The organism is Methylobacterium sp. W2 (genome assembly GCF_020662345.1).
Classification (GTDB): domain Bacteria; phylum Pseudomonadota; class Alphaproteobacteria; order Rhizobiales; family Beijerinckiaceae; genus Methylobacterium.
The window spans coordinates 97,318-113,570 of record NZ_VMOA01000008.1 but is presented as its reverse complement, the minus strand read 5'-3'; the positions used below and the strand labels follow the sequence as shown (position 1 = coordinate 113,570).

Annotated in this window: 5 protein-coding genes; all 5 read right to left on the bottom strand. The window is 67.7% G+C overall.

Features of this window, described 5'->3' with window-relative positions; all coding sequences use genetic code 11:
* Positions 1-220: 220 nt before the first annotated feature.
* Positions 221-2,533 carry a 1,4-alpha-glucan branching protein GlgB gene (glgB, locus tag FPV16_RS06515; RefSeq protein ID WP_413629206.1) on the bottom strand — a complete coding sequence of 771 codons (2,313 nt, stop codon included), beginning with the start codon at positions 2,531-2,533 and terminating at the stop codon, positions 221-223.
* Positions 2,534-5,791 carry a maltose alpha-D-glucosyltransferase gene (treS, locus tag FPV16_RS06510; RefSeq protein ID WP_227437203.1) on the bottom strand — a complete coding sequence of 1,086 codons (3,258 nt, stop codon included), beginning with the start codon at positions 5,789-5,791 and terminating at the stop codon, positions 2,534-2,536.
* A gap of 169 nt (positions 5,792-5,960) precedes the next feature.
* Positions 5,961-9,344: a maltotransferase domain-containing protein gene (locus FPV16_RS06505; RefSeq protein WP_227437201.1), complete on the bottom strand. Its 3,384-nt coding sequence runs from the start codon at positions 9,342-9,344 to the stop codon at positions 5,961-5,963.
* Between the two features lie 134 nt (positions 9,345-9,478).
* Complete coding sequence (locus FPV16_RS06500; RefSeq protein WP_227437199.1) at positions 9,479-14,389, bottom strand: malto-oligosyltrehalose synthase; 4,911 nt, start codon at positions 14,387-14,389, stop codon at positions 9,479-9,481.
* Positions 14,386-16,191 carry a malto-oligosyltrehalose trehalohydrolase gene (gene treZ / locus FPV16_RS06495; protein WP_227437198.1) on the bottom strand — a complete coding sequence of 602 codons (1,806 nt, stop codon included), beginning with the start codon at positions 16,189-16,191 and terminating at the stop codon, positions 14,386-14,388. The genes FPV16_RS06500 and treZ overlap by 4 nt, the downstream gene beginning before the upstream one ends.
* Positions 16,192-16,253 lie beyond the last annotated feature (62 nt).

Here is a 16,253-nt window from a genome sequence, read left to right as displayed (position 1 = left end):
GCCTCGAAGGAGCCCTCCAGGGATCGCATCGGCCGCGGGAGGGCTCCTTCGAGGCCTCCGCTACGCTTCGGCGCCTCAAGGATGAGGTGGTCTGCTGGGACGCTCTACTTTAGCGAGAGCACCTGTTGAGCGACCCGATCAAGCAGCCTTCAACAAAAAAGGGCGCCGGTTCATCGAACCGGCGCCCTTTCTCATGGCATCTTGAAGACAGGGACCGATCTCAGCCCTCGCGCACGAAGATCATCGTCCCCAGCGGCGGCGCTGCGAGCACCAGCGAATAGGGCTGGCCATGGCTCTCCAACGGCTCGGCCTGGACGCCGCCCATGTTGCCGACATTCGAGCCGCCGTAACGCTCGGAATCCGAGTTGATCGCCTCGCGATAGAACCCCGCCTCCGGCACGCCGATCCGATATCCGTCACGCGGGATCGGCGTGAAGTTGGAGACGACGACGGCGACCTCCCCGGGATTCGTGCCCTTGCGCGCCCAGGCGATGACGCTGTTGTCCTGGTCGTCGGAGACCAGCCACTGGAAGCCGGCGGCCTCGCAATCCCTCGCATGGAGGGCGGGCGTCGCGGTGTAGAGCCGGTTCAGGTCGCGAACGAGATCCTTCACCCCGCGATGCAGAGGGTCGTCGAGCAGATGCCAGTCGAGGCTCTGGTTGTGGTTCCACTCTTTCTGCTGGCCGAACTCGCCACCCATGAAGAGCAGCTTCTTGCCCGGATGGCCCCACATGTAGCCGAAATAGGCCCGCAGGTTCGCGAATTTCTGCCAGCGGTCGCCCGGCATCTTGTCCAGCAGTGAGCCCTTCCCGTGCACGACCTCGTCGTGCGAGAGCGGCAGGATGAAGTTCTCGGAGAAGGCGTAGAGCAGGCCGAAGGTCAGGTCGTGGTGGTGATAGCGGCGGTGAATCGTCTGCTTCGACATGAATTCCAGGGTGTCGTGCATCCACCCCATATTCCACTTGAAGCCGAAGCCGAGACCACCGGTATAGGTCGGGTGCGAGACGCCCGGCCAGGACGTGGATTCCTCCGCGATGGTCATCGTCCCCGGCGCGTGGCTATAGGTCGCCTCGTTGGTCTTGCGCAGGAAGTTGATGGCGTCGAGATTCTCGTTGCCCCCGTATTGGTTGGGGATCCACTCGCCCTGCCGACGCGAATAGTCGAGGTAGAGCATGGACGCGACGGCATCCACGCGCAGGCCGTCGAGATGGTAGTGTTCGAGCCAGAACCGGGCATTGGCGGCAAGGAAGCTCGACACTTCCGTGCGGCCGAAATTGTAGATGTAGGTCCCCCAATCCTGGTGGAATCCCTGGCGCGGGTCGGCATGCTCGTAGAGATGCGTCCCGTCGAACTGGCCGAGGCCATGGGCGTCGAGGGGGAAGTGTCCCGGCACCCAATCCAGCATCACGCCGATGCCGGCCTCATGGGCCGTGTCGACGAAGGCCGCGAAATCGTCCGGCGTGCCGAAGCGGCTGGTCGGCGCGAACAGCGAGACCGGCTGGTAGCCCCATGAGCCGTCGAACGGATATTCCGTGATCGGCAGCATCTCGATATGGGTGAAGCCCATCTCCTTGACGTAGGGGATCAGGCGCTCGCCCAGTTCCTTGTAGGTCAGGTAGCGGTTGCCCTCCTCGGCGACCCGCGCCCAGGACCCGAGATGCACCTCGTAGATCGAGATGGCGGTGTGGCGCGGGTCCTTCTCGCCGCGCGTCGCCATCCATTTGGCGTCGTTCCAGACCGGCTCGTTCGTGCCCTGGAGCACGGAGGCCGTCTCGGGCGGCTTCTGCGCCGCGAAGGCGACGGGATCGGCCTTCAGCGGCAGCAGTGCGCCGTCGGGTCCGCGGATCTCGAACTTGTAATGGACGCCGGCACGCAGGCCCGGGACGAACAGCTCCCAGATGCCGCCCGTCTGCCAGAGCCGCATGGGATGGCGGCGGCCGTCCCACTCGTTGAAGTCACCGACGATGCTCACCCGGCGGGCATTGGGCGCCCAGACCGCGAAGCGGAAGCCGTCGATGCCGTCGAGCACCATCGATTGCGCACCGAGCACCCGATAGGTGACGTCGCTGCCGATCTCGCGCAGGTTGTCGATGTCCTGCTGATGCAGCGACGAGCCGAAGCTATAGGGGTCGTGGCGCGTGCGCTCGGTGCCGTCCCAGCCTTCGACCGCGAGTTCGTAGAGCGGACGACCCTCGCTCTCCACGCGGGCGACGTAGAAGCCGTCCTGGTGGCGCCGCTCGAACGGGATGCGCTGGCCGGCGGTGAGAAGCGTCGCCGACTTCGCCTCGGGCAGGATGACCCGCACTTCCCACAGGCCGGGGCCGATCTGATGGGGGCCGAGCACGGAGAACGGGTCCCCGTGATCGGCCCGCATGACGGCGGCCACCGCGTCGGGATGGACACCTTGGACGGTCGACGAATCGGCATCGGCCTGGCGAGAATGTCCCGATGCCGCCGAGCGGGCCGCGATCCGCTCGGACCGCTTCCGCTCGTGCTCGGAGGTCTTCTCCAGCCTCTCGTCGATATCCGTCATTCAAGCACCTTTCTTGGTATCGTCCAGAATGGTCAGAACCCCACGGGCTGGGATTTCGATCCAATCCGGCCGGTTATTGGCCTCGTAATCGACCTCGTAGAGGGCCTTCGCCAGGAGCGAGAGCGACAGCAGCCGCGCCTCGGTCTCGGGGTCGGTCACCGCGGCGCGGCTGGTGGAGGCCACGGCACGGTAGGCGTCGAGGAACGCAGCATCGATCATGCCGCGCCAGGCGGTCGAGGCGCTGCGGGCCCGGCCTTCTGAATCCGCGAACCGGCTCGCGATCTCGCGGGTGACGGTCTCGGCGCCGTAGGCGAAGGACCGCAGCATCCCGGCGACGTCGCGGAGCGGCGTCGACTTGGCGCGGCGCTCGTCGGCGGGGCGAGCGGGCTCACCCTCGAAGTCGATGATGATGAGGTCGCTCTCGGAGGCGAGGACCTGACCGAGGTGGAAGTCGCCGTGGATGCGGGTCTTGGTCGCCCCCACCGGCGCACGCGCCGTCATGTCCTCGATCAGCAGCTCGACTTCGCGGCGGCGCCCGGCGAGCTCCGTGATCGCCGTGCTGGAGGTCCGCCCCGCCAGGGCGTCGAGGGCGCGGAAGGCCCTCTCGCCTTGACGACGCGCGTCGTCCCCGAGATCGCGCAGGTCGTCATGCGTGAACGGTTCGGGCGCGAAGGCCGGGTCGTCGGTGTCGATGGCGAAGGCGTTGTGGAGCTCGGCGGTGCGGCGGCCGAGGAGTTCGGCCCAGCGCAGGTGCGGAGCGAAGGCTTCGGTCGGGTCCGGCGCCTCGCTTTCGGGCGCGAGCACGACGGTGTCGAAGTCGCGGCGCAGGCCTTCCAGCATCAGGGTCCAGGCATCGCCCTGGTTCGGCACGAAGGCCTGAAGCACGGCGAGCGCCGTCCGCGTCCCGTCCTCGGCCACATGCTCGACGACGCCGAGCAGGGCCGGGGTGTTGGCGAAACCCGCCTGTTCGGTGAGGAACCGGCCGACCTCGATCTCCGGATGGACGCCCGTCTGCATGCGGCGCAGGAGTTTGAGCATCATCTTCGAGCCGATGGCGATCGAGGTGTTGCTCTGCTCCGCGTTGAGGCTGCGGACTTCCGCCAGATCCACGACGACGTCGCGATCGAAGGCCGAGGTATGAGAGAAGACGAGCTTGCCGGTCTCGGTGGGCAGCTCGGCGCCGTTGCGCATGCCGTCGATGAGGGCAAGCGAGAAAGCGGGGGAGGCGGAGGCCCCGAACAGGAGGCCCGTGCGCGGTCCGCGACGGACGCGGGCGACCGCGTGCGACAGCAGCGTCTCGTCCTCGCGGCCCTCATCGACCCCGAGGGGCACGAAGTAGTCCTGGCGCTCGCCATTGGCGAGATGCACCGCCACGCGCGGCAGCAGGAAGCGGGTGGCGCCGCCGGCATCCTTCAGGGTGGCGCTGTCGATCACCGAGACCGACTTGATGCGGGTGCCCTTGGCGCCGAACCAGCGGCGGGTGCCGATGAAGCGCGGCGCCACGGTGCGCTCGAAGGCGGTGCGCTCGCGCCCGGCCATCAGGGTCTCGACCCCGCCGGTGAGGACGAGGGTGAAGAGTTCGGGCGTCTCCGGCTGCGGGCCGATCTCCCCGGCATTCGCCGCGTTCAGGGAGAACCAGTAGAATCCGTAAGCCGGGAGGGTCAGCAGGTAAGGCAACTCGCCGATGGCCGGGAATTCCGAACCGCCGGTGAGCTCGATCGGCACGGCGCTGCGGAACTCGGAAAGGTCGAGCTGCACCGCCTGCGGCGCGCGGGAGAGGTTGGCGACGCAGAGCACGCGCTCGCCCTCGAACTCGCGGATCCAGGCCAAGACCTTGCGGTTCGTCGGATACAGGAACTGCATGCCGCCGCGCCCGAGGGCGACCGAGTTGTTGCGGATCGCGATCATGCGGCGCGTCCAGTTCAGCAGGCTGGTCTGCGACTGGGTCTGCGCCTCGACGTTGATGGCATCGAAGCCGTAGATCGGGTCCTGCACCGAGGGCAGGAAGAGCTTGGCCGGATTGGCACGGGAGAAACCGCCGTTGCGGTCCGGGGACCATTGCATCGGGGTCCGCACGCCGTCGCGGTCACCGAGATAGATGTTGTCGCCCATGCCGATCTCGTCGCCGTAATAGAGCACCGGCGTGCCGGGCATCGACAGGACGAGGGACTTCATCAGCTCGATCTTGCGGCGGTCGTTCTCCAGCAGCGGAGCCAGACGGCGGCGGATGCCGAGGTTGATGCGGGCGCGGCGCTCGGCGGCATAGAACGACCAGAGGTAATCACGCTCTTCCGCCGTGACCATTTCGAGGGTGAGCTCGTCGTGATTGCGCAGGAAGATCGCCCACTGACAGCCCTCCGGGATCTCCGGGGTCTGGCGCATGATGTCGGTGATCGGGTGCCGGTCCTCGCGGGCGATCGCCATGTACATGCGCGGCATCAGCGGGAAGTGGAACGCCATGTGGCATTCGTCGCCGTCGCCGAAATACTGCGCGGTCTCCTCCGGCCACTGGTTGGCTTCCGCCAGCAGCATCCGGTCGGGGTAGCTCGCGTCCAAAGCCGCGCGGATCGCCTTGATGACCGTATGGGTCTCCGGCAGGTTCTCGCAATTCGTGCCGTCGCGCTCGATCAGGTAGGGGATCGCGTCGAGGCGCAGGCCGTCGACGCCCATGTCGAGCCAGTAGCGCATGACCTCGATCACGCCCTCCAGCACGGCGGGGTTGTCGAAGTTCAGATCGGGCTGGTGGCTGTAGAACCGGTGCCAGAAATACTGCTTGGCGACCGGGTCCCAGGTCCAGTTCGACGTCTCGGTGTCGAGGAAGATGATGCGCGTGTCGGAATACGGCGTGTCGGTGTCCGACCAGACGTAGAAGTCGCGCTCAGGTGAACCGGCCGGCGCCTCGCGGGCGCGCTGGAACCAGGGATGCTGATCCGAGGTGTGGTTGATGACGAGCTCGGTGATGACGCGCAGGCCGCGGTCATGCGCCGCCGCCACGAACTTCCGGAACTCCTCCATCGTCCCGTAGGACGGGTTCACGTCGCGGTAGTCGCCGATATCGTAGCCGTCGTCGCGCAGCGGCGACGGATAGAACGGCATCAGCCAGATGGCGGTGACCCCGAGGTCCCGCACATAATCCAGTTTCTGCGTCAGGCCCTCGAAATCGCCGATCCCATCGTTGTTCGAGTCGAAGAACGACTTGACGTGGATCTGATAGATGATGGCGTCACGGTACCATTGCGGATCGCTACGATCGATCATCGCGTCGTTGCCTCATGCGTCGGGTTCAAGGGCGTGTTCGGCGTCACAGCGGCACCGTTCGCGGATGCGAACGGTGCCAGCCGCGTCGGCCGCAGCTTTGGCACCAGCTTCTGGGCGACAACGCGACGGACGGCTGAAAACTCGAAGTTTTGTGCTGACACGCGGGCCGCTACTCCGCAACCCGCCGGGGCGCGCGCAGACGCCAGATCACCGCGGAGCGCTCCGCCGGATCGAGGGCGATGCGGTGGGACTTGCCGCGCAGCTCGAATGTATAGCCGAGCAGCAGGTCCTCCACCTCGACGGCGCCGTCATCGGGCTCTCCGAGGAGCCAGAGCGGCACCTCGTAGGTGCATTCCTGACGGTTCTTCGGATCGAGATTGACCATCACGAAGATGCAATTGTCGCCCTCCGGCGTCGTCTTGGCATAGGCGACGATCTGGTCGTTATAGGCCCCCGTGAAGGTGACGTTTCGGAAGTCCCAGAGCGCCGGGTTCTCCTGCCTGATCCGGTTGAGCTTGATGATATGCGCCCGGATGTTGCCCGGCGCATGGTAGTCCCAGGCCTTCAGCTCGTATTTCTCGGAGTTGAGATACTCTTCCTTGCCCGGATAGGGTGCTGCCTCGCACATCTCGAAGCCGTTATAGATGCCGTAGACCGAGGACAGGGTGGCCGCGAGCGTCGCCCGGACGACGAAGCCGGCGCGGCCGCTGGTCTGGAGATAGACCGGGTTGATGTCAGGCGTATTGGCGAAGAAGTTCGGCCGGTAATACTCGCCCATCTCGCCGGCGAGCTCGGTGGAATAGTCGATGAGCTCCTGCTTCGTGTTGCGCCAGGTGAAGTAGGTATAGCTCTGCTGGTAGCCGGCCTTGGCGAGCTTCTTCATCATCTTCGGCCGGGTGAAGGCCTCGGCGAGGAAGATCACGTCCGGATAGCGCGCGTTCACTTCGCCGATCATCCATTCCCAGAACGGGATCGGCTTGGTGTGCGGGTTGTCGACCCGGAAGATGCGGGCGCCGAGTTCGGCCCAGCCCATGACGATGTCGCGCAGCTCGATCCAGAGGGAGGGCAGGGCGCCGCCGTAGAAGTGGACGTTGGAGATATCCTCGTACTTCTTGGGCGGATTCTCGGCGAATTTCAGGGTCCCGTCGGGGCGCCACTCGAACCATTCGGGGTGGTTCTTGATCCAGGGATGGTCCGGCGAGCACTGGATCGCGAAATCGAGGGCGATCTCCATGCCGTAGGCGTGGCTCGCGGCGACCAGCCGGCGGAAATCGTCGAGGGTGCCGAGTTCGGGGTGGACAGCTTCGTGCCCGCCCGCTTCCGAGCCGACCGCATAGACGGAGCCCACATCGCCTTCGAGCGCCTTGAGGGTGTTGTTCTTGCCCTTGCGGTTGGTCTTCCCGATCGGGTGGATCGGCGTGAAGTAGAGCACGTCGAAGCCGAGTTCGCGGATCTCCGGCAGGCGCCGGATCACGTCGTCAAACGTGCCGTGGCGGTTGACGTCCATGGATTGCGAGCGCGGGAAGATCTCGTACCAGGCGGAGAACCGGGCCGCGAGCCGGTCGGCGATCACCGGCACGTTAACCGGGTAGCGCGAGCGGTTGACCCGGTCCGCATGCTTGCGGATCAGGGACGCGGTCTCGGGCGCGAGGATGAGGTCGAGCTGCGCCGCCGAACCGGTCTTCTCCGCCGCGAGAGCCGAGACGATGGCCTGCAGCCGGGCCTGGTCCGGCCCGGTGGCGAGGTCGGCCGCCCCCTGCACGAAGGTGACGCCCTCAATGGTCTCGAGACGGACGTCGACGCCGGCATCGCGCTTCTTCAGCGTGTCGCGGATCCAGGACGAGAAGGCGTCGCGCCAAGCCTCGATGGTGAATTCGTAGCGGGCATTGTGTTCGAGGGGGAAGGAGCCGCTCCAGCGGTCGTTGTCCACGAAGACCATGCGGTCTCGGCGCCATGCCTCCTCGCCGACGACGCGCGACAGGATCGCGGCGTCGATGATCTCGTGACCGTCGCTGAAGATGTCGGCGGAGACCGCCACCTGCTCGCCGACCACGCGCTTGACGGGGGAGCGGCCCCCATCGATCTCGGGCGAGACCGCCTCGATCACGACGCGGCCTTCGCCCGACGGCGTCGAGGGCGCCGGGGGCTTTGCCACCACCCGCCGTTCGGCGGTGAGGATGCGGATTTCGCCAGGGGCGAGATCGAGGCTCGTGCCGGGGAGGAACTCGATCGGCTCCGCCTCGGGGGTGACATCCTGGAAGCGGTCGAGCATCCCGCCCGTCCGCGCCACCAGCGGCCCGGCCTCCACCGCCACCGCGACGGGTCCGGGATTGAACAGGACGAGGGTGGCGTGGCGCGCGGAAGCGCCGTGCCCGGTATCGAATTTGAGGAGCGCCACGTAATCCGCATCCGGCGCCGAAATGCGAGACTGTGCGCCCTCCACATTGGCGGAAGCGAGGCTGGCCTTCAGGGCGTTGATGGCGGCGACATAACCCGAGATATCGATGCCGGTGTCGGTTTCGCGGGAATCCGGCGTCGTCTCCACCACGTGCAGGGCGCGGCGGTAGCCCCATTCGTAGCCGATGGGCAGGAGTACGCCGGCGGAGAAGAACGCGGCCAGGGCGTAGCGCGCCTTCAGGTGCCGCGCGACCACCTCCGCGCCACCGCCGAGGCCGGCGGCGAGGCGGGGCATGTCGTGGTTCTCGGGGAAGGCGATCGAGGGGGCAATCACCCGCAGGCGGTCATACTGCTCGAGCGCCCACGGCGCCTTCAGGTCCCACCAGGCGAAGGAATTGAACAGGTAGTCGAAGCCGGCCCCGGCCGTGGCCTGGGCCTCCTCGAAGGTGCAGCCCAGGGTCTCGGCGGCGAACAGGCAATCGGGCTCCAGCGCCTTGGCGGCCCCGATCAGGCCGCGCCAGACATCTGCCGGCACCTTGTAGGCGGCGTCGCAGCGGAATCCGCCGACGCCGAGATCCTGCATCCGGTTGATGTAGCCGGCCCAGAGCCGGGTCAGCTCTTCCCGCGCGTCGGCCGAATGGTAGTTCAGTTCGGCGAGGTCGCCCCAGACCGTGCGGATCGACGGATCGTCCGGATCGACGGCGGCCGGGCTTTCGATGTTGCCGGCCTCGTCGCGCAGGAACAGATCGGGCCGTTCCCGCGCCAGGGGGCCGTCCTTGGCGGTGTGGTTAATGACGAGGTCGGTCATCACGCCGATGCCGTACGAGGCGGCGGCGGCGCAGAAACGCCGGATCTGCTCGTCGTCCGAGGTACCGTCATCGTCGCGGAACCGCTCGTCGAGCCGGTCCGGGTCGGAGACCGCGTAGAGGCTGCGCGAGCCGCCGGTCTGGTGGAACGGGTTCAGGTAGATCCAGTCGAACCCCATCCCGGCGATGCGCGGTAGCTCCGCCGTCCAAGCCGAGACCCGTCCGACGAGGAGGGGGAACAGGTTGTAGATGCGCGGCCCCTCGGCGCGGGGGGCAAGGCCCGCAGGCAGCGCCACGGTTCCGGCTTCGGTCCGCGCGGCGGAGATCTTGGCTGGGCTCGGCGCGTTCATGCGTACTCCGTTCTCGTAAAGACGTAGCCCCGTCTCCCGCAGGAGCCTCCCGCGCGGTGGCGGGTGAGGTGGGGCAGGGCGGTCCTCGGCGAGGACCACCCTTCAAGGTTCTGCTGCCGTCCCGAGTTCGGGACTCAGGCGATCCGCTTCAGGACCGCATAGGGCAAACGCGCGAACAACCGGCCGAGATCGATCGAAGTTCCCTCCGGCTGGACGTCGCCGCCCGTCATCAGGTCGATCCATCGGCTCTCCGCCGCCACCGGCAGGGTGGTGCCGGAAAACGCCTCGCCCGACCACGTCGCGTCGCCGACGAGGCCGGAGACGAGGCGCGGAACGGCGACGAGGAGGTCGCCCTCTCCGCTTGTGGCATCCGAGCGTGTGAATGCGATGACATGGGCGCCGAGCCTGCCCTCGGCCGTCACCGCGATATGGTCGGCATCGGCGTAGAAGCTGGAGCGCTCCGCCCGGTCGGCGAGGAGACGCGCCAGCGTCGCCTGCTTCACCCGCCCGTCCGGCCAGTGATCGAGCAAGGCCGGGAGATCGGCCGTGTTGCTCAGGGCCTCCTCCCGCGCCGCGTAATCCACCGGGCGGCGGTTGTCGGGATCGACGAAGGAGAAGTCCCAGAACTCGGTGCCCTGGTAGACGTCGGGGAGCCCCGGCAGGGTCGCCTTCAGCACCGTCCGGCCGAGGCCGGCGATCATGCCGAGATGGGCGAGCCGCCGCGCGATCGGACGCATCAGCGTCATGAACTTCGCACCCGGCGCGATCAGGCCGGCGAACAGCCGCTTGACCGCGGCCTCGTACCGCTCGTCGACATTGACCCAGCTCGACCGGCGCTTGCCCTCGCGCAGGGCCTTTTCGGAATAGGCGTCCAGCCTGTTGCGGAAGTCCTCGATGGCGGCCTCGTCGTCCCGCTCCAGCAATTCGAGGGGCCAGGCGCCGAGGATGGCCTGCAGGAACATCCACTGGTCGTTGGCGTCAGGCGCGGGGCCTTCCTCCATGGCGGTGAGGTGGGTGCGGGCCGACTGGCCGAGGATGGTCCAGGCCTCGGCCCAGACCTCGGGGATCTCGGACAGGGCCAGCAGGCGCGAGCGGGCATCCTCGCCGCGCTTGGTGTCGTGGGTCGCCGTGGTGATCATGGCGTTCGGCCAGTCGCGCGCCCGCGCCGCCTGGAGCGCGTGGAAATGCTCCAGATCGATGCCGTATTCGCCCGGATCGCCACCGACCTCGTTGAGGGCGAGGAGTTCCGAGAAGCGGTAGAACAGCGTGTCTTCCAGGCTTTTGGCCATCACCGGACCAGTCAGCTGCTGGAACCGGCGGCGGAACCGCAGGATGACGGCGGGGTCGGGACGACCCGGCCCCCCGGCATCGATCCGGCCGAGCAGGGCCTGCGAGGCGAAGTCGTGGACCGACCGATCCGGCAGCGCGCTCCAGCGCTTGGCCTTGGACACCGCGCCCTCGATCAGGCGGATGTCCTCGTCCTCGACATCGCTCTCGTCGAGATCGCTCGCCAGGTAGGAGCGGTAGGTGGGAAAGCGCGCGATGATCTCGATCAGCGCGCGGCGGATGGCGTTCACCGAGAAGTCGCGCGTGCGCCGGTCGGCATCGGCGATGCGCTTGAGATCGGCGGTGAGCACTTCGAGCTCGCTGGCGAAGCTGATCTCGAGGATCTCCGCCTTGGCCGCCCGGAGCTGCGCCTTGTAGGGCTCGTCCATGCCCGTGGCCCAGCGATAGAACCGGGTGATCCGGGTGTGCTTCTCCTGATCCACCAGGATGCCGTCGAGCTGGTTGAGCACGTCGTAGCCCGTGGTGCCGGCGACGGGCCAGGGCCGCAGCTTCTCACCGGGTTCGAGGATCTTCTCGACCACCACGTAGAAGCCCGGACCCACGGCGCTCTGCAGGGCGCGCGCATAGCCCTGCGGGTCGGCGAGACCGTCGATATGGTCGATGCGCAATCCGTCGATCCGCCCCTCGGCGATGAGGCGGAACACCGTCTCGTGCGAGCGGTGGAAGATGTCGGATTTCTCCACGCGCAGGCCGGCCAGGCCGTTCACGTCGAAGAAGCGGCGGTAGTTGATGTCGCTCGCCGCCACCCGCCAATGGGCGAGGCGGTAGGATTGCTGTTCGAGCAGCCGGTGCAGCGGCCCGAAACTGTCGGGCCGGTCCTCGAACCCGTTGAGCAGGGTCAGCGTCCGGTCGATGGCCTTGGCGATGGCGGGCGAGGCCTCCACCGCGTCGGCGAGCCGGCGCTTGAGGCCGTCGGCTTCCTCCGGGAAGCCCCGGCGCCGCGCCGGGTCCGTCTCCTCGCTCATGAGGCGGAGGCGCTCGGACACGGCGAGCACTTCGGCTGCCGCGTCGTCGCCGATCTCGCCATGGGCCGCCAGGGCGCGGTTGAGGATCGACGGATATTGCAGCGGGCAGATCGGGAACTGATGCTCGTAATGCCAGACGCTGAAGGCGCCGGCCGCCGCATCGTATTTCAGGTCGAGGGTGCCGTGTTCGAGGGCTTCGCCGTAGCGGTCGCCGAGGAACGGGATGACGAGATTGTTGCGGGCGCCCTGCCGCTGCCAGTCGATGTCGAAGGCGTGCGCCAGGGGTGAGAGATCGCCCCATTCGAGGACGGAGAGCCACCACGGATTGTCCGCACCGCCGACGCCCATGTGGTTCGGTACGATGTCCAGCAGCAGTTTCAGACCGTGCCGGTGCATTACGTCGGAGAAGCGGACGAAGCCCTCCTCGCCGCCGAGTTCCGGGTTGATCGTCGAATGGTCGACGATGTCGTAGCCATGGGTCGAGCCGGGCCGGGCCTTCTGGATCGGCGAGGCATAGACGTGGCTGATGCCGAGTTTCGCCAGATACGGCACGATCCGCTCGGCATCGGCGAAGGTGAAGTCCTTGTGGAACTGCAGCCGGTAGGTGGCGCGCGGCGGCGTCGAGGCGAGTCGGGCCGCACCCGAACGGGGGCCGCGTTCCTCGGCCGAGAGCGCGGCGGCGAGCTTTGCCAGGGGACCGCCCGGCGCGGCGATGGCCTCAAGGCTGCGGTCGAGCTTGCGCCGCCAGTTCGGGTAGCCTTCGGTGGAGCCCGGCACGTTGGCCTGGCTCAGCTCCGAGACGACGTCCTCGTACTGCACCGCCGTCAGCATGGACGGCGCCCGGGCGAGATAGCGGGCCGCCCCCTCGAACGGCGCCACTTCGGGCACGTCGTTGCTCGGCAGCAGCTGCTCGGAGGCCAAAGCCTCGGTCAGGCGGAAGCGCTCGGTGACGCGTTCCCGGCGCTCAGATTCCGCCCGCTCGGCATCGTAGAGGCCAAGCGCTTGTCGGGTGTCGGTATCGACGCCGCGCCACCAGCCGACGAAGGTCGGCAGGTCGTGGGTGGTGATGGCGGTCAGCGCGTCGCGGGGATAGGCGCCGGGGCTCTTGAAACGGCCGCCATGCTCGCGCTCGAAGGCGAGGATGCGGTAGCTCAGGATGCCGGCCTGCATCAGCGCGTCGGAGAAGCCCTCCGGCGCGGTACCGAGATCCTCGGCGATGACGAGGCATTTCGCCCGGTGGCTCTCCAGCCGCAGCACCGCGAGCATCGGCTCGAACGGCATGGCCACATAGGCCCCGTCCTTGGCCGAGCCGGTGACCGGGATGAGGAAGAGGCGGGCGAGCTGGAACGCGTGGTCGATGCGGATCGCGCCGGCATGGCGCATGTTCGCCTGGACCAGGGCGCGGAACGCCGCGAGCCCGTCGCGCTCCATCTCGAGGGGGTGGAACGCCGGCAGGCCCCAATCCTGGCCCTTGGGTGCCAGCAGATCGGGCGGGGCGCCGATGGAGACGCCGTTGGCGAAGCGCTCCGGATGCGACCAGACTTCAGAGCCGCCGCGATCGGCGCCGACCGCGAGATCGCGGTAGAGGCCGAGGCGCATGCCGCTCTCGAGGGCCGCCTTCGACGCATCGGCCAATTGGCGGTCGGCGAGGTATTGCAGCCAGATATGGTAGGTGACCGCCTCGGCATGGGCCAGCGCGAACGCCTCCACGGCCGGCGTCCCGGCGCGGCGCATCTCCTCCGGCCAGTCGCCGGACCAATAGGCGCCGAGCGCCTTGTAATGGGCGGACAGGGCCTCGAACATTCCGTGAGCTTCGAGATCCGCCCCGCCCGCTTCCCGGAAGGCCGAGAACGCGGCGTCGTCACCGGCGCGCGCCGAGGAGTCTTGCCAGAACGCCTGCAGGACCGGGGACAGCACGTCCCAGATCCCGGGATGGTCGACCAGGGTCGCGGCCTGAAGACCGGCAATGTCGGTGGCCTTGTCCGCCAGAAGCGCAGCGGCGCGCGAATTGGCGAAACCGGGTAGCGCACCGGGCTCGATGAACAGGGTTTCGAGGAACAGGCGCGAGGACGGCGAATAGGGCGAGATCTTGCTGCGGTCCGACTCGAACAGCGCATGGACCGGGCTCAGGCCCAGGAACGAGGCGCCGCGGATCCCGGCATCCCGCGCGGCGCGGCCGGCATCGGCGTAGCTGCCAATGCCGAGGTTGTGCGGCGAGCGCAGTCCGTAGAGCTGTGCCGCGAGGCCCCAATCCCGCGCGCCTTCATCGGCATAGGCGGCCGGGCGCCAGCAGCGTTGCGGCGCGGAGATGATCCAGGCTTCCGACTTGCGCTCGCCGAGCGCCACGGTGAGCCGGTGGTAGCCCGGCGTCAGGGGGGGCAATTCGATATGGGGGTCGCCCGCGCCCGTGATCGACGCCCTTCCCTCCCGCGCAAGGCCGCGCTCGTCGACGAGACGCCACGACACGGCGCCATGCGCGTCCACCGCCTGAACGGGGATCGTCGAGGCACGCCGCGCCTCCACCGGAATCAGCGACGGGACGAGCCCGAGCCGCACGGATTCCACCTCAGCGAGGCTTCTCACGATCTCGTCGTCGCTGCCCGCCGGGAAACCCAGGGCGGCGACCATGCCGCGCCGGGTCTCGATATCGGTCGCCACGGGCTGGCCGAACGCATCGGTGTAGCCCGATGCGATGCCGAGGAGCTCGGCCAGGCGTTCGAGGTCGCGGCTCATCGGGCGGCTCCCGTCAGCACGATGCCCGTCCAGGTGGGAAGCTCGATTTCGCTGCCCGTATGACCGTTCGACCAGATCACCTGACCTCCATGGGAATCGACGGCGAGGGAATCCGCGCCGAAATTGGCGACGAAGCGCAGGGTGCCGCCCGTGTAGCGCCACGTCACGTCAAGGGAATCCGGGGACGGCCGGGTCACGTCGGCCCCGAGATAGCGGGTCTTCGTCAGGGGCACGACGGATTGGTGCCGGATCTGCAAGAGGTTACGGGTGTCGGCCCACACCCCCCGATGGGGCTGCCGCTCCGGCTCCGACCAGTCGAGCTTCGAATCGAGGAAGGTCTGCTCAGCGGTCGGATCGGGGATGACCGAGGTGTCGTCGGCGAAGGCGGCGAAACTCTTGAACTCGCGGCGGCGCCCCTCGCGTACCGCCTTGTTCAGCTCCTCATCCGGCGCGAAATCGACGAAGAACAGGAACGGCGCCGTGGCCGACCATTCCTCGCCCATCCACAGCATCGGGATTTGCGGAGCAAGGAGCAGGCCAGCACGCGCCAGGCTGAGCTTGTCCGGATCGCTCAGCGCGCTGAGCCGCTCACCGAGAGCGCGGTTACCGACCTGATCGTGGTTCTGGAGGAAGGTGACGAAGGCCGAGGGCGGCAGATGGGCCGAGGTCTCGCCGCGCGGGTGATTGTCGAGGCTCGGGAACGGCTCGCCCTGATAGGCGAAGCCTTCCGCGAGGCAGCGGGCGAGATGATCCACCGGCTTGTCGGCGAAGCTGACGTAATAGCCGGCATCCTCCCCGGTCAGCAGCACGTGCCAGCAATGGTGAAGGTCGTCGGCCCATTGCGCCGTGTGCTGGATCGGCTTTGCATTGTCGTCGCGCTCGAGCCAGCGGGCCTGGTTGGCCTCGTTCTCGAGGACGAGGTGGATGTGCCGTCCGGGCAGGCGCGTGCGGATGGTCTCGGCGAGCTCGCCGATGAAGTGTTTCGGCGAATCGTCCAGGATGGCATGGACCGCATCGAAGCGGATGCCGTCGAAATGGTACTCTTCGAGCCAGTAGAGCGCGTTCTCGATAAAGTAGTCGCGCACCACCTTGCCGCTGGTCTCGCCGTCGAAATTGATGCCGGCGCCCCAGGGCGTCTGATGACGCTCGGTGAAGAAGGTCTTGGCATAGGCGTGGAGGTAATTCCCGGCCGGGCCGAAATGGTTGTAGACCGCGTCGAGGAACACCATCAGCCCGAGCGAATGCGCTGTGTCGATCAGGTGCTTGAGCTCGTCCGGCCGTCCGTAGGCGGCATCCGGCGCGTAGGGCAGGACGCCGTCATAGCCCCAGTTGCGGGTGCCCTTGAAATCGGCGAGCGGCAGGAGCTCGATGGCCGTGACCCCGAGATGGTTCAGGTCTTCGAGCTTGGCCTCCAGGGCGGCGTAGGTGCCCTCCGGCGTGGCGGTGCCCACATGCAGCTCGTAGAGCACCGCCTCTTCCCAGGGGCGGCCCGTCCATTCGCCGTCGCTCCAGTCGAACGCCTTCGGATCGATGACCTCGCTGAGGCCCGACACGTCGTCCGGCTGGAAGCGCGAGGCCGGGTCGGGCACGACGAGGTCGCCGTCGATGCGGAAGCCATAGCGGGCGCCGGGGCGGACATCCGGCACGGTGGCGCGGCGCCAGCCTTCGCCGGCCTCGGGGATCGGATGCTCGGCCCCGTCGACCACGAGGGCGACGTCCTTGGCCGTGGGTGCCCAGATGGCGAAGCGCACGCCGTCCGCCGCGATGGCGGCGCCGAAATTCATCTCGTGTGTGCGCCGCATTCAAACCGCCATCTCGTTCATCGGGAAACCTCGCGGCAGGGTCGCACCGGCCACGGGGGAGA